Origin of the sequence: Fibrivirga algicola, from assembly GCF_011742925.1 — a bacterium.
Classification (GTDB): Bacteria; Bacteroidota; Bacteroidia; order Cytophagales; family Spirosomataceae; genus Fibrella; species Fibrella algicola.
The window spans coordinates 271,196-292,810 of sequence record NZ_WAEL01000001.1; the positions used below are offsets into that span (position 1 = coordinate 271,196).

Consider the following 21,615-nt stretch of genomic DNA (forward strand, 5'->3'; position numbering starts at 1 on the left):
AAAGCAACTAAATGACCTATGAAGAACAGCTACACGCTTCTTCTTTTGTTGATTACTGCCTCTACGTTGGTAGCCCAAACACCAATACGTACCCAGGTATACGTGCGGGCGGGGATAGGCGCTAGCCAGATGAGTTCAACTGGACAGGGCGTAGTTGCGCTGAGCCAGCAATTTCAATATGAAACAGACTTGCTGCTAACGGGAACCGGCAATGCCTTAATAACACCTAATGTGGGTGCGGGGTTGTCAATTGATGTGAGCAAGCATTTTACCATTGGTGCTGAATTAAACTTGGAGCAAAAAGGCGCACGGGCTACTACAGATAGGCTTGTTACCTATTGCACTAGTGGTAATTGTGGAATTATTTATCACCCTCCAACGTCGATTTCTGCCATCGGTCAGGCTACCGCACGCTTAACGTACCTTACCTTACCCATATTGGTCAGTTACCGCTTAGGTAAGATCTCATTATTGGGCGGGCCGTATCTGAGCCTGAAACTGGTCGAGCACCAGAAGGGTAATTACCAGCTTTTAATCAACAATGCGTACACTTCCATCACTTATTTTGACCTACAGTCCAGCCAGTTCAACACGTTTGACTTTGGGCTTACTACGGGACTTGCCTATGCGCTGACTCATCGTATTGGGGTTGACCTCCGCTATAGCCAAAGTCTGGTGCGATCTGCCTCCAGCAATAATGTGCTTCTGTCATCGCTTAATCAAACGGCACGATTGAGCATGCACTATGCTATAAAAAGATGACAGGGAGTGTTTTGAGGTCTTACAAGGGCTTGCCGCATTTTTGAAAATTTATAGGCTTGGTTCTCTTAACGCCGCTACTGTTTCTTTCACCGCCGCAGCGTTGGTGGTGGGTACGTAGTTAAAGGCCGTATTGAATTTAGCGGAGTCGAAGAAGTAGTCACGGTCGTATTGGTAGCGCATTTCGTGCATCTCCTTCAAGACCGGAACAAAGAGCCCCAGGGCCAGCATGCCCCAGCCGGGCAATACCTGAACGCCTGCTGGTGCATTCGATGTGGGCATTTCCTGGGCAAACAGGTTGGCCCATTCCCGGCCGGTAGGTGGGGTTGGGTCGACAGGGAGGTTCCAGATTTGGTTGTAGGCCGACGGGGTGTTGCCGAGCATGGCGGTGCCGAGTCCTAGGTCGGGGGTGTAACCGGTTGAATGAATCCGGTCGGCATCGCAGAACCACTGCGCTTTTTTGCCTTTCACCAAGTTATCATAAATCAGGTTCATGGTAATGCTGGTCTGGCGGCTGGTTGGTCCGAAAAAGTCAGGCGCGCGGGCAATGATGGCGTCGATTTTTCCTGTTTCAACGGCTTCCAGAATGTGCCGGTCCACGGCAGCGCGAACCTCGCCTTTTTTGCTGCACGGGCTCATTGGCGACGTTTCGGTAATGTGTCTTACATTGTCGCCCCCGATGGCGTAAATATTGTCGAAGAAGACTAGTTTAGCCTGATGCTCAGTGCAGGCGTTGACTACATTTTTTATGAGTGCCGGCCACTTCTCCTGCCAAATGTTGGTTTTGTAATCGAACCCGATCGTCACGTACACGACCTGACTGCCAGCCACGGCCTTCATCACCTGCGCCGGGTCGTCGAGGTTGGCTGGAAACAGCGTATCGGTGTCGTTGACTTTCCTGGGCGTTCGACTAACAAGCCGGATGGTGTCTGTATAGGTGGTGAGGGCTTTAGCTACTTCGATGCCGATAGCACCGCCTGCACCCAGAATAGTTTGCATAGACCTGCGAGTTTAGGTACGTACATAGTTGATTTATAGGGGCGTACGGATTGCAAGCTATGCAAAGTCTGCGTTATGGCCGTTATGACAACTGCGATGAAAACCGTTTTTTATTGATTTACTTTTTATGACGCTCGATCAATTTACCGCCACATTGCAGGACAAGACACCACCTGCCGATTTAAACCCAATCCTGACCGCACTCTGGCATGATGCCCGGGGCGAATGGGCCGCTGCTCACAATATTGCTCAACTGAAAGAAGGGACGCCTTCCTACGACCATTTACACGCGTATCTGCACCGAAAAGAAGGCGATTCATTCAATGCCGGTTACTGGTACCGCCGCGCGGGCAAACCCGTTTTTAAAGGACCGCTGAAAGACGAATGGCAGGAGTTGGTAGGTATGTATCTGTAGAAATATCTAGACGAAAGCGGCTGTGATGTAACGTGAGCCTTTTGCCTCCTTGGGGCTCGACAGCGTAGCGTCGGTAGAGAAAAGTTAGTTATTGCCGCATTCCAACGTGCCATAGGTACACGACAGTCACATACCTATGGCACGCTGCTAAACTACGGGAGCATAGTAGGTACCCGTTAAAGCAGAGCAGCAAGGGATAGCAGCTTATGGCAATGCTCAAAAAGATAGGGTATCATCTTTCGCCGGGTTTATCGTGTAGCGTGGCTCGATAAGGCTCACTAATACGAATGATAGTTTTCTTTCCAGTTTATTGATAGTCAGTAGTATACTTGATAAAAAAAGGCCGCTCCCGGAAGGGAACGGCCTGCGTTCGTCGATGAATTAGTAATATCGTTAGTTCAGAACTTCTTCTGTCAGTAAATCGTCTACGCTGACCAGTGGCAGGCCCCATGCATCGGCCACGCCTTTGTACACCACCTTACCTTCTACCACGTTGAGGCCTACTTTCAGTTCTGCATTGTCGCGGCAAGCTTTCAACCAGCCTTTGTTGGCCAGTTGCAGCGCGTAGGGTAGAGTAGCGTTGGTCAGGGCCAGTGTGCTCGTGTAAGGCACGGCGCCGGGCATGTTGGCTACGCAATAGTGCACCACGTCGTCAATGATAAACGTTGGATCTTCGTGAGTTGTGGGGCGACAAGTTTCGATACAACCACCCTGATCAACGGCTACGTCGACCAGTACGGTGCCGGGACGCATCAGTTTCAGCATGTCGCGGGTGATCAGGTGCGGAGCTTTCGCACCGGGGATCAACACGGCACCAACAATCAAGTCAGACGTTTTGATTTCTTCGCGGATGCTGTATTCGTTCGACATCATCGTGTCGACATTGGCGGGCATAACGTCGGCCAGGTAACGCAGTCGGGGTAGGCTAACATCCATGATCGTTACGTGGGCACCCAAACCAGCTGCCATGCGGGCTGCTTGTGTACCAACAATGCCGCCGCCTAAAACAAGTACTTTAGCTGGTTTTACGCCCGGTACGCCGCCAAGCAGGATGCCGCGTCCTTTTTGTGGTTTCTCCAGGTATTTAGCGCCCTCCTGAATCGCCATCCGACCGGCTACTTCCGACATCGGTACGAGCAGGGGCAGACTGCGATCTGTTTTCTCAACCGTTTCGTAGGCCAGACAAACAGCGCCTTTTTCGATCATCGCGTGTGTCAGTTCTTCCGACGAGGCGAAGTGGAAATAAGTGAACAGCAACTGGTTTTCCTTGATCAGTGGGTACTCCTGTGCAATTGGCTCCTTCACTTTGATGATCATCTCGGCAATACCGTAGACGTCTTCAATAGAAGGCAACATGGTAGCACCAGCGCCAATGTATTCTTCATCGCTGAAGCCGCTACCCTCCCCGGCATTAACCTGTACATAAACCGTATGGCCATACTTACGCAGTTCGGCCACACCAGCAGGCGTTAAGGCCACGCGGTTCTCGTTGTTCTTGATCTCTTTAGGGACGCCAATTACCATACGTTTGGGGAGTTGAGAGTAGCTTGTTGAAGTACTTACAAAGCTAAAAAATCCACTACTGTTTTCTATTACTGTTCATATATTTGGGAAATTAGTGTTAAATAAGGCTATATAGCAGGATATATTTCTTTTAGTCGCTGCTTTTTATCCTGTTGCCAATTCCTTTTTCCGTCCCCTCATTTTGCATATGGAACTCGACAAGATTGACCGGGCTATACTGGCTCTGCTGCAAGCCGACGCACACCTGACTATTCAGGAAATAGGGCAGCGGATTAGTTTGTCGAAAACGCCCGTTCACGAACGAATTAAACGGCTGGAACGGGAAGGCGTTATTGACCGGTACGTGACGGTGCTCAATAAGAAGAAGATAGGTAATCCACTGGCGGTCTTCTGTCAGATCACCCTCGATAAACAGACTGCCGATAATTTCGCGGACTTTGATCGGGCGGTACTGGAATTGCCCGAGGTACTCAGCTGTCATTTGGTCTCAGGTACGTTCGACTACCTGATCCACGTAATTGTGCCCGACATGGACGCCTATAACCAGTTTTACCGCGAACGCCTGTCGGTGATTTCCGGCATTGTGCACATCAGCAGCTTCTTTGTAATGGCTGAGGTAAAAAGCACCACTGCCATTCCAGTGTGAAGAGGAATCTTTATTGGCTAATTTTTAGAATAGATATTATCCTATGGAGGAAATGGATCATTAGATAAATATCCTATATAGGTAGCACACTAGACAAAAGAGGTTGACGTAACTTGATGTAGTAAGCCTGTTGAACCAGGCTTGGTTACTCACGAACGTTAGTCATCTTTTCATGAAACAATCTCCACGGTGGCTCCATGCCTTCTGGCTATTTATTGGCCTGTTTGTCTTTTTCGCGGCGTGTAAAAATACGCCGGATCCCGTTCCGACGCCTGCCGTGCCGACGATCGCGAGTATTGATCCAGCGACGGCTCCGGTTGGCAGCACGATTGCCATCAATGGTACTAACTTCAACACTACGCCCGGTAGCAATACCGTAACGATCGGTGGTGTTTCGGCCACTATCGTGTCTGCCTCGGCTACGCGGCTGGTTGTCACGGTTCCGCAGGGCGCACAAAATGGCCCTGTTTCGCTAACGGTTGGTGGGCAAACCACTCAGAGTACGACCACATTTACACTGGCTCCCAACCCATTGCGCCCCGTTGTGGAACTGCAGGGTACCCTGTTCAGAAACCGGACGTTATCGAAAGATACGGTGTACCTGCTACGGGGTTTCGTTTATGTGGCCGCCGATTATACTATGACCATCCAGGCGGGAACGGTCATAAAAGGGGCTGGGGCCGATGCTGACCCGCTTAATCAGGGCAATGCAGGTACGTTGGTGGTTGAACGCCGGGGTAAGCTCATTGCCAACGGTACAGCTAGTGAGCCCATCGTTTTTACGTCCAACAAACCCGCTGGTCAGCGTTTCCCCGGCGATTGGGGCGGTGTTGTGCTCGTGGGCAAATCGCCGACCAACCGGCCCGGAACAACGACCTACGCGGGTGGTATTCGGGGGACTGCCGAGACCTATTCGGAGCCGGAGGACAACAGCGGTTCACTTCAGTATGTGCGCATCGAGTATGCCGGAACGGGACAGCGCGGTACACCAACGGGTAAACTGGCCGGTCTTACGCTGATTGGCGTTGGCACGGGCACGGTATTGAATCACATTCAGGTGACGCAGAGCAGCGGCGATTCCTTTGGCTGGTTCGGCGGCGGGGTGCAGGCCAAATACCTGGTCTCTAACCGCGCCACCGACGACGACTGGAGCACCGATTGGGGCTACACGGGGCAGGTGCAGTTTGGTGTGGCCCTGCGCGATGCCAACGTGGCCGATCCATCGGGTAGCAATGCCTTTGAATCGCAGAACTATGATCCGGGCGAAAACGCCGATGGTACGCCTCTGACGCGCCTGAATGGGCTGCCACAAACGGCACCGGTGTTTGCTAACATGAGTAACTTTGCCGCTGCTACCACGCCCACAGCCATAACGGCTGCTTCGCCGGTGCTAGGCTACTACCAGTCGGGTATTTACCTGCGTCGCAATACGGCTATCAGCATTTACAACTCGCTGATTTACGGCTATCCGGAAGGCGTTCGGCTGGAAGGTACACTGACCGGGCTGGGTGCCAGCCTCACGAGCGGTGCCATTGACCTGCGGGGTAATGTCTTTGCCAATACGCTGACGCCTGTTGCAGGTGGTGGTGCTGTTACCGATGCCGTGGCGAACACGTACCTGACGGCAGCTACCCGGTCGAACCAGCTCATCAGCTCGGGCGATATTGGTTCGCTGATGCTTAACGGAGCAAACTTCAACGCCACGACGCCCAACTTCCTGCCACAAACCGGTTCTACGCTGCTGGGTGGGGCCGTAACGGGTGGTAAACTAACTGGTTCGTTCTTCACACAAACCACGTACCGCGGTGCGTTCGGCACCGATAACTGGATCGCGGGCTGGACAAACTTCAACCCACAAAATACAGACTACGATCGTAAGCCATAAGGCTGGTTGTATTGAAAATAAAAAGGCTCTCTACGAAAGTGGAGAGCCTTTTTATTTGTTGGCACTACTTCGTAGGGCCGCAAGCGAGAAGCAACAGCACGTCTATTTCTTCACCGGCTTCGCGCTCATATAGAAGGTGAGTTTACCGCCTTTCAGCAGGTCGTCGTGGGTTATGACTGGCTGTGTGAGGGTCGTGCCATTGAACGTGACCTTCGAGACATACACATTTTTGTCGCTCTGGTTCACCGCCTCGATTTGTATCGTCTGGCCGTTTTCGAGAGCAATTTTTGCGCTTTTTACCAGTGGGCTGCCCAGCGAATAATTGGTTGAACCAGGTGCGACGGGGTAGAAGCCCATCGCCGAAAACAAGTACCATGCACTCATCTGACCGCAGTCGTCATTGCCGCCCAGCCCGTCGGGGGTGGGTTTGTACTGCATCCGGAGAATTTGACGTATACGCTCCTGGGTTCGCCACGGTTGGCCTGCCCAGTTGTAGAGATAAGCAATGTGGTGGGCCGGTTCGTTGCCGTGAATGTAGCCGCCAATGATGCCTTCACGGGTGATGTCTTCGGTTTCGGCAAAGAACTTGTCGGGTAGGTGCATAGCGAACAGCGTATCGAGCCGGGCGGCAAATTTCTTCGCGCCGCCCATCGTTTCCACCAGCGCCGCCGGATTCTGTGGAACAAAGAAGCTGAAGTTCCAGGAGTTGCCTTCAATGAAGCCCTGTCCGTCGGTGCTGTACACGTCGAACGCCTGTTTAAACGAACCGTCGGCCAGGCGGGGGCGCATGAACCCGATCGATTTGTCGTAGACGTTCTTCCAGTTGTCCGAGCGTTTCAGGTACGTGGCGTAGACGTCCTGCCTCCCCAGTTTTTTGGCCAGTTGGGCAATGCACCAGTCGTCGTAGGCGTATTCGAGCGTGTTCGATACCGACGTGCCGTTGGCCGTAGCCGGAATGTACCCCCGGTCGATGTACTCGCCGATACCCTCGTAGCTGCGGTGGTTCGACGTAGCGATGCAGGCATCCAGCGCCTGGTTTGGGTCGCCTTTGAATACCCCTTTAACGATGGCGTCGGCCAGCACTGATACGCTGTGGTAGCCGCTCATGCACCAGTTATCGTTGGCGTAGTGCGACCAGACCGGCAGCATCTTCAACGTGCTCTGCTCATAATGTTTCAGCATCGACTGCATCATGTCGTTGTTTCGGGCGGGCTGCATCAAATTGAAAAACGGGTGCAGGGCGCGGTAGGTATCCCAGAGCGAAAAAGTAGTGTGGTTGGTAAAGCCGCTGGCCTGATGCACCCCCTGATCGAGTCCCTTGTATTGGCCGTTTGTATCCATATACACCGTCGGGTTGATGAAGGCGTGGTACATGGCCGTGTAGAAATTGACCTTGTCGGCATCGGCCGCGTCAATCTGAATTTTGTTTAACTCCCGATTCCAGGCGGCCTGCGCTTTCTCTTTCACCTGCTCGAAATTCCAGTGCGGTACTTCGGCCCGCATGTTCGCCAGCGCGTTTTCCTGGCTGACTGGCGAGAGCGCCATCTTCACGTTGATCTGTTCGCCCTCGTTTGTATCGAAGTCGAAATACATGCGGATGCGTTTACCCGCGATCTCAGGAAAATTACGTGTCTGGTCGAATTTGCGCCAGAAACCCCGGTACACCTGGGCTTTGTCGAGGTTTTTCTGGCCGTATGATTTGAACGGTTTCGAGAAGGAGAGCGCGAAGTAGACCGTGCGGGTACGTGCCCAGCCGTTGGTTTGTCGGTAGCCGGTGATCAGCGTATCGTTCACGACCCGCACGAACGTCCAGACCGTTTTATCGTCGTAGTTGTAGATACCCGCCGCCAGATCGAGCAAAATATGAGATTGGTCGGACTTTGGAAAGGTGTACCGATGAACGCCCACGCGTTCAGAAGCCGTCAGCTCGGCTGTGATGTTATGATCGTCGAGTTTGACTTTGTAGTACGCCGCCTGCGCTACCTCGTTGGCGTGCGAAAAAGCCGACCGGTAGCCGCTTTTAGGATCGCTTGCCACGCCGGGGTTAAGTTGTAGGGGCCCCTGCGTGGGCATGATCAGGAAATCGCCGAGGTCGGAGTGGCCCGTGCCGCTAAAGTGCGTGTGGCTAAAGCCGACAATGGTCTTGTCTTCGTATTTGTAACCAGCACAATAGCGGTACACATCGCCGTTGTATTTGCCGTTAAACTCGTAGGAGAGTGTGTCGGTGTCGGGGCTGAGCTGAACGGAGCCGAAAGGGACTGTAGCGCCGGGGTACGTATGCCCCATTTTTTCGGTGCCAATCAGCGGATGGACGTAGGGGACCAGATTTTGTTGAGCAAACGAAAGCAGGCATAGACCCTGCAACAAAAAAGTACAGCATAACTTGATCATGGTTTCAAGTTATACTCATTTGCTGAAAGTACGGACTAATTTCTCTTCACTACCACTGTCTACACGCTGTGTCACGGCACGATCACTGTTCCGTGCGTTTGCTTCATCACGGTACGCAGGGCGGGTTTAACGGTACCGAATGCTGCCACGGCCACTTCGCTCAGCCACGACTGGCCGAAGAGTTTTTGTACCGTTCGCCCCACCCACAGCCGTCTACTGAACAGCGATGACCAGCCGGTTTGATAGGTACGTTCCAGGTCGGGCCTGGAGAGTTCGTTGCGCAGAAAACGGGCCGATAGTCCGCTTACGAGTTTGGCACCGTGAATCGCCATGGCCATGCCGTTGCCGCAAAGGGGCGTAATCAGTCCCGCCGCGTCGCCGGCCATCAGGATGTGATTCTCTACGGCCTGTTTGGGCGAAAACGATATTTCGTTAATCACTTCGGGGCGGTCGTACAAAAAAGTACTTTCTTCGAAAACGGCCCGTAAGTGCGGATTCTGATGCAAAACAGCCTGTTCCATGGCGGCAATAGAGCCATGCGTGCGCACGTTGGTGCGGGTGGTCAGGTAACACAAGCAATAAGCATCATTTTCGATAGCCGACATGCCGCAATAGCCGTCCGGGAAGTTGTGCAGGGCAATCACATCTTTCGGAAAATCGATGCCGCTGATATGGTACTTGACGCCGACATACGGCGACCCGGAGGCCGGACCAGAACGCCGCATGAAGGCCCGATCCAGCGTTTTGTCCAGCTTCGATCGTTTGCCAAACGTGCCCAGTACCAGCCGCGCCGTCAGCGCCTCACCGTTCGATAGCCCTACGGTAAACTGGTCGTTTGCAAAATCGACCCGATCGACGCTTTGCCCAAGCCGAAAGTCGACGCCTGCGGCCAGGCCAAGCTGATGCAACTGCTCATCGAGAACGTACCTGGAAATGCCGAAACCGCCCAGATCGAGTGGGGCCGTGAGCAGCCTGCCAGCGGGCGAGGAGAGCCAGAATTTCGTAATTCGGGCAGCACCGAGCCCATCCAGATCAACGCCGAGTGATTCGATGTAAGGGCGCACTTCATTGGATACGTACTCGCCGCAAACTTTGTGGAATGGGTACGTTTTCCGCTCAACCAGCGTCACGCCAAACCCGGCCCGAGCCAGTTCGAGCGCACTGACAAGCCCGGCCAATCCACCGCCAACGATAAGTACATCCTGCATGGCAGGTAAACAGCTTTTCGGGCCACAGAGTTACAACCTGACGAGCAGATTAAGCGATTAAACGCAGCGCCACAGAGAGCATAGAGTCTCTTTTTAAAACAGATTACTCCGTGTTCTCCGTAGCCCTGTGTTCAACTCTTTTTTGTAAAGCCCCTAACCTATTTACTTTTGCTTCATGCCGACCACCATCCAGACTATTTCTGCCGATTGGCAGCGCCAGTACCCAACGTACCTGAACGAGTACCAGTCGGGTAAGACCAGCTACGTACCCAACCTGCTGCCACAAACAGCCGTGCAGTTTTCGGTGTACCAGACACTCGACATCCTGCAAAAACGACTGGGTACCGACGTGATGCGTAAGGCACTGGACCCTCAGCAGAGTATTGCGTCGCCGGTATTGGGGCAGCCTAATGGCCACTGGATGAAGAAAAGCCGGATGGTGGGCATCAATGTGCGAACGATCGGCTCATTCTGGAATGTGATTAACTACACGCTCACACTGCCTGCCTGTCATGATAGCATTCACCTGCTGCCCATCTGGGAGCCGGGGGTGGTAGGGAGCCTGTACGGGATGGTGAGCTGGCAAATTAACCCCGAATTCTACAGTGTTGATCTGGCCCGTTTCATCCCCACGCTCGATACGGTCGACAAGCAACTGAAAGTGGTCGTGAACCTGTTGCACGCCATGGGTCGCACCGTAGGGATGGACGTCATTCCTCACACCGACCGGTTCTCTGAAATGGCGCTTGTGCATCCGGCGTTGTTTGAATGGGTTCACCGGGAAGACTACCGGCTAATCGATCATTCTGAAAACGTATATCGGCATGTAGAAGAAGTGATCTGGCAGTTTCTACACCAGCACGGCACCGCCGATGAAAGCCCGATCACGTACTCGAAAAGTGTCTTTTTCTCGACTCAGATTCCACTGCTGACTGACGAGCAGCGGCATCTGATTCTGTTTGGTCGTCCCGGCGATTACAGTGGCCGGCTGCAACGTCGGCTCGATCTGATCAAGCACCTGACGGCGCAGGGCTTCGAAACGCTGCCCATGACAATGGCTCCGCCGTATCGGGGACTGCACATTGTTCCCGACGATTTCGTGACCGACGAGTTCGGGCAGGTCTGGTATCAGTACAGTTTCAACCAGCCGCAACCGTTTTCACGGGTGTTTGGCCCCCTGGCGCGTTACAAATTTTACCACAGCCTGAACGATAACCGCGACTGGCAACTCGACTTTGATAAGCCCAACCAACCCGCCTGGGACTATATCTGCCAGCACGTGCACGCCTGTCAGCAGCGGTTCGGCTTCGATTTCATGCGTGGTGACATGGCCCATGTGCAGCTGCGTCCCGACGGGGTGCCAGCCAATCCCGATGCGCATTATGATCCGTTGCGAACGATCAAGCACTACGTTCAGGCAAAGGGAACGCCCCATTTCGCGTTTTTTGCCGAAACCTTCCTGGCTCCGCCCGATACCATGGCCTACGGCAATGAACTGGATCACCTGGAAGCCATCGATGCCGACAGTACACTCGGCGATCTGCAGTCGATGGTTGTCGGTTCAGGTACGTTCAACGAACAGCTATGCACGTACCTGGACTTGGCCGAGACACGTCGGTTTGCGCCTAATTTCACGGTGATGACCGCGGATAAGGATGATCCTCGCTTCGACGAGTTTTACCAGACGGGTAATCTGTTCCGCTACTTCGTCAGTCTGTTTCTAGCCGAGCTACCCAGCTACGTCGGGTTGGGTTTTGAGGTACGCAATCCGCATACCGAGCGCGGTGCCAATGAAGAATATACCAAGCTATACGTATTCCGGGTGGCCGATGAAGCGCAAACGGATAAGGTAACGCATGGTCCATTTGTCTGGGGGCACAATGCCGAGCAGTTTATGGCGATCAGCCGAATCCGAACTTTTGCCGAAGCGATCTGGTCGACCATAGCTGATAAGCCGGTAACATGGCGGCAAAAGCCGGATATCAAGGCAACAACTGGCACGGCGTTATCGTGGCAGATCGGTACGTACCTGTTCACGGCAACCGTTGGCGACGTACCTGCTCCGGCTGGATCGGGCATGCTGGTCTTTGACGAGAGTGGCTGCCGCATCTATAGGGTAGATTGAGTTTGTTGAGATGGCAACTAATCGGGCCGGCCAAACGTACCCATATGTATCCCAACCTTATTTCACGTCACCGGAACAGACCCTTACGCGATTTTGTTAATTTTGTACGATACGTTCTTAAACAGTAGCGAACGGTTTTTGCGTTACGCTAGCTTTCACCGGCAATTGCCAACCAATCATGAGCAAAGAAGTTGAACTCTTAGAGAGCATTACCAACGCCGAGTACAAGTACGGGTTTGAAACCCTGATTGAAGCGGACGAAGCTCCTAAAGGGCTGAACGATGATACCATCCGCTTTATATCGGCTAAGAAAAACGAACCAGAGTGGCTGCTTGAACGCCGTTTAGAAGCGTTCCGACTGTGGCAGACCATGGAGGAGCCGCATTGGCCAAATGTGAAATACCCCAAGATTGATTACCAGGACATTATCTACTATTCAGCGCCTAAACAGCAAAAAACGGTAGGCTCACTCGATGAGATCGATCCCGAATTGCGGCGGACGTTCGAACGGCTTGGTATCTCTCTGTCGGAACAAAAGCGGTTGTCGGGCGTAGTAGAAGAGCCCGTAGACGCTAATGGTAACCCAATTGAACGGCCTCGTGTTGCCGTCGACGCCGTTATGGACTCGGTGTCAGTAGCGACAACGTTCAAGAAAGAGCTGGCTGAAAAAGGCATCATTTTCTCCTCGATCTCTGAGGCGGTACATGATCACCCCGAAATGGTGAAAAAGTACCTCGGCTCAGTTATTCCGGCCAAAGACAACTATTTCGCAGCCCTTAATGCCGCCGTATTCTCAGACGGCTCATTCTGCTACATCCCGAAAGGCGTTCGTTGCCCGATGGAGCTCTCGACTTATTTCCGTATCAACGCGGCCGGTACCGGTCAGTTCGAGCGGACGCTGATCGTGGCCGACGAAGGATCTTACGTAAGCTATTTGGAAGGCTGTACCGCTCCGATGCGCGATGAAAACCAGTTGCACGCTGCCTGCGTGGAGCTGATCGCCCATGACAATGCAGAAATCAAGTACTCGACCGTTCAGAACTGGTACCCCGGTGATAAAAACGGTCTGGGTGGTGTTTACAACTTCGTGACCAAGCGCGGTATCTGCGATGCCAACGCTAAAATTTCGTGGACACAGGTTGAAACAGGCTCATCGATTACCTGGAAATACCCATCGGTTATCCTGAAAGGCGACAACTCGATCGGTGAGTTCTATTCGGTAGCCGTTACCAATAATATGCAACAGGCCGATACAGGTACCAAAATGGTACACATCGGCAAGAACACGAAGAGCCGGATTGTATCGAAAGGTATTTCAGCCGGTAAAAGCCAAAACTCATACCGTGGTCTGGTTGAGGTAATGAAGCGTGCCGACAACGCCCGGAACTTCTCGCAGTGCGATTCGCTGCTGTTGGGCGATAAGTGCGGTGCGCACACGTTCCCTTACATTGAGGTAAAAAACCAGTCGGCCACAGTTGAGCACGAAGCGACTACATCAAAGATTGGTGAAGATCAGTTGTTCTATTGCAATCAGCGTGGTATTCCTACCGAGCAGGCCGTTGCTCTAATTATCAACGGGTACGCCAAAGAGGTGTTGAACCAACTGCCAATGGAATTTGCCGTTGAAGCCCAGAAACTGCTGGAAATCAGCCTGGAGGGTTCAGTCGGTTAACCGTTCATAGTGCAACAAAAACGGGCAGACTCCTAATAGGATCTGCCCGTTTTTGTTGGAGTCAGTTGCCGTACCACTAGATCAGCTAACGAGCATAGGCTCTTGTTTAGGGCTACTATCCAGATCGCCCAGGTGCGTAAACGCAAAACCTTTGCTGTATTTCAGGCCATACCCCATTAGCCGGTCCATGGCCGAGTGGCCAAAGAGGATGATGCCCGCGAGCATCAGCGTTGGATTACCCATCAATAGTCCGACCAGGCCTATCAGAATGGCGACACCTTTATGATGAAACACGTTGTAGACAACAGCACCAATGGTGGGGTTGATAGCATAACCGATCATACCCAGGTCGGGCAGCAGCAGGAGGGCAGGGTACAGCCACCAAACAAACGGCAGTTTAGCGAACAGGGCAATTGAGAGGGCGAACTGCGCCGCTTCTTCCAGTTTCAGGAGCGTTTTCATGGGATGAACAGCCGCGTTGGCTGTGGTTTGATTACGCAACAAAGGTGCTGGATAGCCCTCGCTCAATTTGTTAACAATAGATAAGAAACCACACACCCAGCCAGTAACGTAATGGTTTCATAACGTACCCGGTTACCGACTACTGCTGTCTGGCTTGTAATTTGGTCGCATGGCCTGGATCGCTCTTTTGCTGGCTGCTGCCTGCCAGACAGCCTGGACATATTCGTTGAAATACGCTGATTTTAGCGCGCTGGCTGGATTCCGGTTTAGCTTGGCCGTAATGGTGCCCATACTGGCTAACATTGCATCGGGTCTGGCGAATGTTTTCTTCCTGACGATTGCGTTTAAACACGTTCCGCTCACAACGGGATTCGGACTTTGGACGGCCGCTACACTTGTGCTGATCAAACTGACTGACATTCTGTTCCTGAAAGCCCCCTGGTCACTTACCGAGTTATTCTTCGTAGGCTTGCTGGCTGTAGCTATTGTGGGGCTTAAATTGGCGGCACCAAACTAACCGAACGTACCCAATGCAACCAGATGAATCCCGCCAGTTTCCGATCGGCCGATGGTCGGGTCAACTTACTTTCACGTCTGATGAAGTGAAGGAGCGTATTCAGCAACTGAATGAGTTGCCAGCTATGTACCGTGCGTTAACCGAATTGCTTTCGGATGAAGCGTTACAACGTACCTACCGGCCCGGTAGCTGGACCGTTCGGCAATTGGTACACCATGTGGCCGATACGCACCAATGGCACTATTTTCGGATCAAACACGCACTAACCGTGTCAGAGACGCAACCTGGTATATTCAGTGATGTAACTGGCTGGGCCAACCAGCCCGATGGGAAGTCATTGCCCGTAGCGGCGTCGCTGGCTATTATAGAGGGACTACACCAACGGCTAGCCTACCTATACGAACACCTGGCGGCCGCTGATCTAGAGAAGGCCTACTACCACCCGTTTCGTCAAATTAACGTAACGCTGGCGCAGGCAATTGATATGGTCGTTTGGCATGGCAAACATCATCTGGCCCATATCCGGCTGGCGTTGAACTGAGTGTAGGGTTTGTCGTTTGCTGGTTGCGCTGCCTCCCCCAACCAGCAAACGAAAAACCCTACACGTAGTTTATTCTACTACGACGCCCATGGCGCAAAACTTGTCGATGCGGCTGTCGATTCGTTGTTCGGGAGTCATCTGATTTAATTCAGCCAGCGTGTCGAGAATCGTCTTCTTCATGATCTCGGCCATCGCGGCGTGGTCGTGGTGGGCTCCACCCAGCGGTTCATCAACGATACCGTCCACCAGTTTGAACGAGCTCATATCGGCGGCTGTCAGCTTCATGGCCTCAGCAGCCTGCTCCTTGTAGTTCCAGCTACGCCACAGGATGGTTGAGCAGTTTTCGGGCGAAATAACCGAGTACCAGGTGTTCTCGAGCATGAGTACGCGGTCGCCGATCGCAATGCCGAGTGCACCGCCAGAGGCACCTTCGCCAATAACGATACAGATCACCGGCACCTTCAGCATGAACATCTCTTTCAGGTTGCGGGCAATGGCTTCACCTTGTCCGCGCTCTTCAGCCTCCAGACCCGGAAAGGCACCCGGCGTGTCAATTAGTGTGATGATGGGCCGGTTAAATTTTTCGGCTAGCTTCATCAGCCGCAGGGCTTTGCGGTAGCCTTCGGGGTTGGGCATACCAAAGTTACGCTGTTGGCGCTGCTTGGTATTGCGGCCCTTCTGCTGCCCGATGATCATAACGGTCTGCCCATCAATCTCACCAAAGCCACCTACCATCGCCGGGTCATCACGTACCGTACGGTCGCCATGGAGTTCAATGAACTGGTCGCACATCCGCTCGATGTAGTCGAGGGTGTAGGGCCGGTCAGGGTGGCGGGAAAGCTGTACCCGCTGCCATCGTGTTAGGTTTTGGAACAGGTCGTGCCGAAGCCGGTCGATACTCTGCTCGAGGGTTGATACAGCCTCTGAAACGTCTATTTTGCTGGTTTCGGCCAGCCGCTTCATCTCGTCTAACCGGCCTTCCAGGTCGGCTATTGGCTTTTCAAAATCGAGGTAGGTTTTCATGAAGGGGGCTTGCCGTTTGTGATTTGTCGGTTAATGTTGCGCTGCTACTCCAACCGGCAAGTCACAAACGGCAAACTAGTTTAAAGTTCGTACGTCTGGCCTTTGGCGGGAATCTCTACGTTTGCGTAGCCTGCCTCACCCAGTGTTTCTTTAAAAGAGACCATACTGCTAGCGTCGCCGTGAACCAGGAAAATGTTCTTCAGCGTTTCGGGCGACTGCATCTGCACAAAATTCATCAGATCGTTTCGGTCACCGTGGCCGCTAAACACGTCGATTTTTTCGATGTTGGCTAACACCGGTTTTTCTTCGCCTTTAATGGTCAGAGTAGGCTGCCCGTTCAGCAATCGCCAGCCCAGAGTGCCCTCGGCGCAATAACCGATGAGCAGGATAGTGCAATAGGGGTTGCCAATGTTGGCTGCTACGTGGTACTCAACGCGCCCACCCTGCACCATGCCTGACGAGGAGATGATGATGCAGGGTTCGTTGTAGTCAGATACCGCCTTACTCGCCTTGGTCGACTCCAGAAACTCGAAGTTTTCAAAATCGAACAACGTTTCGTTCTCATCGAAGAAATCGCGGGCCTCCTTGCTCAACTGGCGTACATTTTTAGCGTACACCTTCGTGCTTTCGAAGCCCATGGGGCTATCTGAAAATACTTTGATGGGCTGGAAGCCGCGCTCCGTATAGAGCCGGTTCAGCGTGTAGAGCAGCGATTGAGTACGGCCTACCGAGAACGTAGGAATAATCAGTCGGCCCGGAATATCGATGCAGGTACGTTTGATCACGTCGGCCAGTGCATCTTCCGGCGACTCGGTATTTACGTGGAGGCGATTGCCATAAGTCGATTCGCAGATCAGGTAATCAACGGGGGGCACCGGAGCGGGATCGACCAGGAGGGGATAGTTCTTACGACCAATGTCGCCCGAGAAGCAGATGCTTTTTTTCTGCCCGTTCTCAAAGATGTCGAGCACGATATGGGCGGCACCAAGCAGGTGGCCAGCGGGCAAAAACGTAACACTGCACGAGTCGGTGATGCGGAATTTACGGCCAAATTGCAGGGCTACTACGCTCTCCATGCTTTCCCGAACCTGTTTGTCGAGAAATAACTCTTTCTGAAGTTTTACCTGTTTATCGAGTACTTTCTTCTTTTTACTGCCGTTGAGTTCGTTGATTTTCCGCTGGTTCAGCGAGGCAGCGTCTTTCAGCAGAATATCAGTGAGGGCAAAGGTGGGTTCGGTACACAGAATCTGGCCTTCGTAGCCTTCGCGGTAGAGGTTAGGCAAGTTGCCCGAGTGGTCGATGTGGGCGTGGGTCAGCAACACAACGTTGATACTGGAAGCTTCGAATGGGAAGAAACCAGTAGTAGCGGGTTGTTCTACGGGGGGAGTTTGTCCGTTCGAGCGCTCCAGGTCAGAACCGCAATCGATCAGAATGCGGTAATCATCATCTAATTCCAGCAGGTACATACTGCCCGTTACCTGCTGGGCGGCTCCCCAAAATGTTAATTTCATGCGTGGTGTTTACCGTATTATTTATGTCATCGCCGACTCGTTCAGGCAAGACGTAACCTCAAAAGGGGACGTATGCCGGGTCGGCTCGATTAGTCATCGGGCTGGTTAAAAAGGGCTTTCCTATAACGCAAATACGGTATGCTGAATTCCCTTAGCTTTGCAAAGCTACAAAAAAGGCCTGAACAGCCTAACCACCCCACAGTTGCCATGCCGCACGCGTACACGCTGCTTACCCGTTCTGTTTTAAGTATTTTTGTCATATTGGCCACCTTGCCAGGTACCGGATCTGCCTGGGCTCAGGTACAGCTTTCACCCGATTCCGTAGCCCTGCAACGCCTGCGTACCTGGGCCGTTTCGCTTCAGACGGGCCCTCTGGCCAGTAACGGAATTGTATCCCTTTCGGTACGGCGAGTGAACGATGGAGCGGTGATTTTCGGTCAGAATGACCAGATTAGTCTGTCTACCGCCTCGACGCTAAAACTGGTTTCCACTGCCACAGCCCTGGCCACGCTTGGTGGTACTTACTCGTATACCACTACCCTCGAATATGACGGCGTCATTGTCGATAGCACGCTACAGGGTAACTTATACTTACGCGGAACGGGCGACCCTTCGCTAGGTAGTGGGCGTTTCACCGGCTATCCAGCGTGGGCGGCTTTATTAAAAGATATTTCGTGGCAAGTACGTCGGGCAGGGATTCGGCGGATCGATGGGGCGATAATTGGCGATGCGAGCTATTATACGGATCAGCCAATTCCTGATAGCTGGCCCTTCAGCGACCTGGGGAATTACTATGGTGCTGGCCTGTTCGGACTAAATTTTAACGAGAACCTGTATCGAATCTATTTTAAAGCGGGCCCGTCGCTAACGGCCCCGGCGTCGGTTCTTCGCACGGACCCGGCCATGCCAAACCTTAGCTTCAACAACCGGGTAACCACCGGCCCCGCCAACTCGGGCGATGAAGTGAACATCTACGGCGCACCTTTCCAAACTATGGCTACTCTCGACGGTACTATTCCGGCCAACAGCACCGACTTCGCCGTAAAAGGAGCCATGCCCGATCCGGCGTATTTCACGGCCTACGCCATTACAGAGCAACTCCGCCGCGACAGCGTTCGTGTGGCAGGTTCGGCCAGCACCTATCGGGGCATTGGGAGTCCCGTTTCATTGAAAAACAACCAGTCGCCGCGCATCGAAGTGGCCCGGTACCTGTCGCCCCCCTTAAGCGATCTGGTGCGCGAAACCAACTTTCAGAGTATCAACTTATACGCTGAGGCACTGATGCGGTCGGCGGCTCGGCAGATCAGACAGGTGCCAGCCAACTGGCCCGAATCGATCTCGGCCGTCACGGGGTTCTGGCAAACAAAGGGGGTAACAATGGCCGGCTTCCGTCCGCGCGATGGCAGTGGCCTCTCCACAACGGGAGCCATGACTACTACCAACCTGACTAGTCTGCTGGCCGCTATGACCCGCGAAGCAGCGTACCCGGCTTTTTACGCCAGTATACCGGTAGTGGGGCAAACAGGTACGGTGAGGGGGCTGGCAAAAGGCACTAAAGCCGCAGGAAACGTGCGGGCCAAGAGCGGAACAATTGAAGGGGTGCGGGCCTATGCGGGGTATTTCACCGCCACCGATGGTACGCTGATGTGCTTCTCATTTATGGTTAATAAATACGCTGAAGGCAAATACGGAGCGCTAACACCACAGATCGAGCGGCTGTTTACGCTGCTGGTTGGCCTGTAGCCAATGCCCTGGTGCTTATCCCACGATAACGGTCTCCTGTTCCGGGTCTTGCGGTAACGGTTTAAGCTGTGTTTCGGGCAGAATGATAACGAACGTAGTGCCAACGCCTTCTTTGCTCCGCGCCGTTATGTAGCCATTGTGGTAAGCAACAACACGTTTGCAGATAGCTAACCCGATGCCCGTACCCTCGTAACTGCCTTTGGTGTGCAGGCGCTGGAACACATCGAAAATCCGATCGAGGTATTTGTCATCGAAACCAATGCCATTGTCAATCACATGAAGCTGGTAGTACGTCTGGTCGGTAATCAGACCAGGAAACGTCTTTCCGCTGATGATTTCGGCTGTGATAGTGATGTCTGGATTCACGCCCGGCCGACTGTATTTTAGGGCATTACTGATCAGATTTGACAGTAACTGCTCCAACTGAAGTGGAACCGCCTCCAATACGGGCATAGTACCCACGGTAATTGTTGCGTTACTAGATTTGATCGGCAACTCAAGGTCGACCAGTACCCGGGCAAGCAGGTCACCAACCGAGACCTGTTCGAATGCGTCTGGTTCATTGCGCAACCGGGAGAAATTAAGCAGATCCCGAATCAGTTTCGACATCCTGTCAGCCGACGTCAGCATCTTGCTCAGGTACAGGCGCCCGTTACTGTCGACCTGGGGCGGGTATTGCTGGTTCAGCAAGTCACCGAAGGTTTGAATCTTCCGTAATGGCTCCTGCATGTCATGACTCGCCACAAAAGCAAACCGTTCCAACTCCTGATTCGAGACTTCCAACTGGTGAATTTTAGCCTGGAGCTCAGCTTCATATTGCCGTAACTGCGCCTCATTTTCGGCCCGGCGACGCAACTCACGATCCAGCAGGTTGTAGGAGATCAGCAGAGTGGCAAAGGTGAGCAGCGATAAGGCAAAAATGAGTACGAGCGTATTTTGAAACGACTTACGGGCATCTTCGCTCCAATTCAGCATATGCGCCTGTTCCCGAGCTATCATGACAGCAACGTGTCGCCGAATGGCATCCATCCTGACTTTACTCGTCAGCAAGTAAGCCCTCACAACCGAATTGGGTGTGTACAGACTGAGTTGAAGTTGCCGGGTAGAGATATCAACTTCGGCATCGAGTAATGTCGCCAGTGTGTCAATTGCTCGTTGTTGCTGGAAATTGTTGGCCACCAGCTTTCTGAATAGGATTAGCTTGGGGTGAACCTGTAACAGGGCTGCGGTACGTGGTTCTAAAAACACACTATCGTGAGTGACCATATAGCCACGCGTCCCTGTCTCGATATCTTTAGCTATCGAGAACAGGTCTTCTAGTGTGTTGATGACGCGGAAGGTATAGGCAATGCGATCGTTGGCCTTCTGTGACCGGGTGTAGCTGTAAAACGACAATGCGAAGCCTACGCTGATCAGAATGATAGCTACCACAAAGCTGAACGCAATTCTGCGATTCACTCTTTCGGGCGATAATCGTGGTAAACGTAGCATTCAATCGACATATACAGGTACTCTCATAACGCTCAGGTTATGAGTTTGTTGAACACGCCGCCTTATTAAACGGGATCAATGTGCTCAATCACGAGATTATGATTCGTGTAAATGCACACGTCGGCAGCAATGTGCAGGCTTTCGGCAACCATTTCTGCGGCGGTCAGCTGCGAGGCGTGCTTTTTGAGGGCCAATGCGGCCGACTGGGCGTATACGCCACCCGAGCCAATAGCCGCTACGTCGTGGTCGGGTTCGAGCACATCGCCGGTACCCGAAATAATTAGCAGATCATCTTGCGAGGCCACAATCATCATGGCTTCCAGCTTGCGCAGGAACCGGTCGGTGCGCCAGTCTTTAGCCAGCTCAATGGCCGCTCGGCGCAGGTTGTTATTGTAATTACTGAGTTTTTCTTCGAAGCGCTCAATCAGGGTGAACGCGTCGGCGGTTGAGCCGGCAAACCCCGCTAAAACCTTGCCACCGGCCAGGCGACGTATTTTTTTTACATTACTCTTGGCAACGGTATTACCCATTGTGGCTTGTCCGTCGGCACCAAGTGATACTTGTCCGTTGTGGCGAATTCCAACAACGGTTGTGGCATGAATGGTCATTTTAATCAGTGTTCCTGTTTGTTGGCTTACAGTTTTGAGCGTTGCTTGGTTCACTGTTGAAAATTTACAAACTAATGTTCATATAAACATTAGTT

The 21,615-nt window shown here is 52.8% G+C and carries 18 protein-coding genes; 9 read left to right on the top strand and 9 right to left on the bottom strand.

Annotated elements, in window-relative coordinates:
- Positions 1-18 precede the first annotated feature (18 nt).
- Positions 19-762: a porin family protein gene (locus F7231_RS01070; RefSeq protein WP_166690602.1), complete on the top strand. Its 744-nt coding sequence runs from the start codon at positions 19-21 to the stop codon at positions 760-762.
- A 48-nt stretch (positions 763-810) separates the two neighbouring features.
- Here F7231_RS01070 and F7231_RS01075 read toward each other — a convergent pair whose 3' ends face one another.
- On the bottom strand, positions 811-1,758 hold the full coding sequence (locus F7231_RS01075; RefSeq protein ID WP_166690603.1) for an NAD(P)H-binding protein: 948 nt from the start codon (positions 1,756-1,758) through the stop codon (positions 811-813).
- 127 nt (positions 1,759-1,885) lie between these two features.
- On the opposite strand from F7231_RS01075, the gene F7231_RS01080 reads away from it, so the two are divergent.
- On the top strand, positions 1,886-2,173 hold the full coding sequence (locus F7231_RS01080) for a hypothetical protein (RefSeq protein ID WP_085410442.1): 288 nt from the start codon (positions 1,886-1,888) through the stop codon (positions 2,171-2,173).
- 393 nt (positions 2,174-2,566) lie between these two features.
- Here the strand turns inward: F7231_RS01080 and ald are convergent, their stop codons facing one another.
- On the bottom strand, positions 2,567-3,697 hold the full coding sequence (gene ald, locus F7231_RS01085) for an alanine dehydrogenase (RefSeq protein WP_166690604.1): 1,131 nt from the start codon (positions 3,695-3,697) through the stop codon (positions 2,567-2,569).
- 187 nt (positions 3,698-3,884) lie between these two features.
- Between ald and F7231_RS01090 the strand changes: the two genes are divergently transcribed.
- Together F7231_RS01090 and F7231_RS01095 are read left to right on the top strand one after the other, a co-directional pair.
- A complete protein-coding gene (locus F7231_RS01090; protein WP_166690605.1) occupies positions 3,885-4,343 on the top strand; it encodes an Lrp/AsnC family transcriptional regulator in 459 nt (152 codons plus the stop codon).
- A gap of 172 nt (positions 4,344-4,515) precedes the next feature.
- Positions 4,516-6,228 carry an IPT/TIG domain-containing protein gene (locus F7231_RS01095; RefSeq protein WP_085410439.1) on the top strand — a complete coding sequence of 571 codons (1,713 nt, stop codon included), beginning with the start codon at positions 4,516-4,518 and terminating at the stop codon, positions 6,226-6,228.
- A gap of 102 nt (positions 6,229-6,330) precedes the next feature.
- On the opposite strand, the gene F7231_RS01100 is transcribed toward F7231_RS01095, so the two are convergent.
- Both F7231_RS01100 and F7231_RS01105 read right to left on the bottom strand, forming a co-directional pair.
- Positions 6,331-8,619 carry a GH92 family glycosyl hydrolase gene (locus F7231_RS01100; protein WP_166690606.1) on the bottom strand — a complete coding sequence of 763 codons (2,289 nt, stop codon included), beginning with the start codon at positions 8,617-8,619 and terminating at the stop codon, positions 6,331-6,333.
- A gap of 71 nt (positions 8,620-8,690) precedes the next feature.
- Complete coding sequence (locus tag F7231_RS01105; RefSeq protein WP_166690607.1) at positions 8,691-9,827, bottom strand: NAD(P)/FAD-dependent oxidoreductase; 1,137 nt, start codon at positions 9,825-9,827, stop codon at positions 8,691-8,693.
- Between the two features lie 175 nt (positions 9,828-10,002).
- Here F7231_RS01105 and F7231_RS01110 point away from each other — a divergent pair, with 175 nt between their 5' ends.
- Both F7231_RS01110 and sufB read left to right on the top strand, forming a co-directional pair.
- Positions 10,003-11,952 carry an alpha-amylase family protein gene (locus F7231_RS01110; RefSeq protein WP_166690608.1) on the top strand — a complete coding sequence of 650 codons (1,950 nt, stop codon included), beginning with the start codon at positions 10,003-10,005 and terminating at the stop codon, positions 11,950-11,952.
- 178 nt (positions 11,953-12,130) lie between these two features.
- Positions 12,131-13,624, top strand: coding sequence for a Fe-S cluster assembly protein SufB (sufB, locus tag F7231_RS01115; RefSeq protein ID WP_166690609.1), 1,494 nt, complete (start codon positions 12,131-12,133; stop codon positions 13,622-13,624).
- Between the two features lie 81 nt (positions 13,625-13,705).
- Here sufB and F7231_RS01120 read toward each other — a convergent pair whose 3' ends face one another.
- Complete coding sequence (locus F7231_RS01120) at positions 13,706-14,086, bottom strand: DUF4260 domain-containing protein (protein ID WP_166690610.1); 381 nt, start codon at positions 14,084-14,086, stop codon at positions 13,706-13,708.
- A gap of 169 nt (positions 14,087-14,255) precedes the next feature.
- On the opposite strand from F7231_RS01120, the gene F7231_RS01125 reads away from it, so the two are divergent.
- Together F7231_RS01125 and F7231_RS01130 are read left to right on the top strand one after the other, a co-directional pair.
- Entirely contained in the window at positions 14,256-14,603 is a 348-nt protein-coding gene (locus F7231_RS01125; protein ID WP_085410433.1) for a DMT family transporter, read from the top strand.
- A 13-nt stretch (positions 14,604-14,616) separates the two neighbouring features.
- Positions 14,617-15,144, top strand: coding sequence for a YfiT family bacillithiol transferase (locus F7231_RS01130; protein WP_166690611.1), 528 nt, complete (start codon positions 14,617-14,619; stop codon positions 15,142-15,144).
- Positions 15,145-15,213: 69 nt separating this feature from the next.
- Here the strand turns inward: F7231_RS01130 and F7231_RS01135 are convergent, their stop codons facing one another.
- Together F7231_RS01135 and F7231_RS01140 are read right to left on the bottom strand one after the other, a co-directional pair.
- Entirely contained in the window at positions 15,214-16,167 is a 954-nt protein-coding gene (locus F7231_RS01135; protein WP_085410431.1) for an acetyl-CoA carboxylase carboxyltransferase subunit alpha, read from the bottom strand.
- An 80-nt stretch (positions 16,168-16,247) separates the two neighbouring features.
- The gene (locus tag F7231_RS01140) at positions 16,248-17,678 is read right to left on the bottom strand and encodes an MBL fold metallo-hydrolase RNA specificity domain-containing protein (RefSeq protein ID WP_085410430.1); all 1,431 of its coding nucleotides are present in this window, start codon (positions 17,676-17,678) and stop codon (positions 16,248-16,250) included.
- A gap of 207 nt (positions 17,679-17,885) precedes the next feature.
- On the opposite strand from F7231_RS01140, the gene dacB reads away from it, so the two are divergent.
- On the top strand, positions 17,886-19,421 hold the full coding sequence (gene dacB / locus F7231_RS01145) for a D-alanyl-D-alanine carboxypeptidase/D-alanyl-D-alanine endopeptidase (protein ID WP_166690612.1): 1,536 nt from the start codon (positions 17,886-17,888) through the stop codon (positions 19,419-19,421).
- Positions 19,422-19,436: 15 nt separating this feature from the next.
- Here the strand turns inward: dacB and F7231_RS01150 are convergent, their stop codons facing one another.
- Positions 19,437-20,879, bottom strand: coding sequence for a sensor histidine kinase (locus tag F7231_RS01150; RefSeq protein ID WP_310589261.1), 1,443 nt, complete (start codon positions 20,877-20,879; stop codon positions 19,437-19,439).
- Positions 20,880-20,977: 98 nt separating this feature from the next.
- Positions 20,978-21,526, bottom strand: a complete 549-nt coding sequence (gene hslV / locus F7231_RS01155; protein ID WP_085414961.1) for an ATP-dependent protease subunit HslV — start codon at positions 21,524-21,526, stop codon at positions 20,978-20,980.
- Positions 21,527-21,615 lie beyond the last annotated feature (89 nt).

Coding starts and splice junctions, on each gene's coding strand:
- F7231_RS01070 (WP_166690602.1), top strand. CDS start 19: ATGAAGAACAGCTACACGCTTCTTCTTTTGTTGATTACTGCCTCTACG.
- F7231_RS01075 (WP_166690603.1), bottom strand. CDS start 1,758: ATGCAAACTATTCTGGGTGCAGGCGGTGCTATCGGCATCGAAGTAGCT.
- F7231_RS01080 (WP_085410442.1), top strand. CDS start 1,886: ATGACGCTCGATCAATTTACCGCCACATTGCAGGACAAGACACCACCT.
- ald (WP_166690604.1), bottom strand. CDS start 3,697: ATGGTAATTGGCGTCCCTAAAGAGATCAAGAACAACGAGAACCGCGTG.
- F7231_RS01090 (WP_166690605.1), top strand. CDS start 3,885: ATGGAACTCGACAAGATTGACCGGGCTATACTGGCTCTGCTGCAAGCC.
- F7231_RS01095 (WP_085410439.1), top strand. CDS start 4,516: ATGAAACAATCTCCACGGTGGCTCCATGCCTTCTGGCTATTTATTGGC.
- F7231_RS01100 (WP_166690606.1), bottom strand. CDS start 8,619: ATGATCAAGTTATGCTGTACTTTTTTGTTGCAGGGTCTATGCCTGCTT.
- F7231_RS01105 (WP_166690607.1), bottom strand. CDS start 9,827: ATGCAGGATGTACTTATCGTTGGCGGTGGATTGGCCGGGCTTGTCAGT.
- F7231_RS01110 (WP_166690608.1), top strand. CDS start 10,003: ATGCCGACCACCATCCAGACTATTTCTGCCGATTGGCAGCGCCAGTAC.
- sufB (WP_166690609.1), top strand. CDS start 12,131: ATGAGCAAAGAAGTTGAACTCTTAGAGAGCATTACCAACGCCGAGTAC.
- F7231_RS01120 (WP_166690610.1), bottom strand. CDS start 14,086: ATGAAAACGCTCCTGAAACTGGAAGAAGCGGCGCAGTTCGCCCTCTCA.
- F7231_RS01125 (WP_085410433.1), top strand. CDS start 14,256: ATGGCCTGGATCGCTCTTTTGCTGGCTGCTGCCTGCCAGACAGCCTGG.
- F7231_RS01130 (WP_166690611.1), top strand. CDS start 14,617: ATGCAACCAGATGAATCCCGCCAGTTTCCGATCGGCCGATGGTCGGGT.
- F7231_RS01135 (WP_085410431.1), bottom strand. CDS start 16,167: ATGAAAACCTACCTCGATTTTGAAAAGCCAATAGCCGACCTGGAAGGC.
- F7231_RS01140 (WP_085410430.1), bottom strand. CDS start 17,678: ATGAAATTAACATTTTGGGGAGCCGCCCAGCAGGTAACGGGCAGTATG.
- dacB (WP_166690612.1), top strand. CDS start 17,886: ATGCCGCACGCGTACACGCTGCTTACCCGTTCTGTTTTAAGTATTTTT.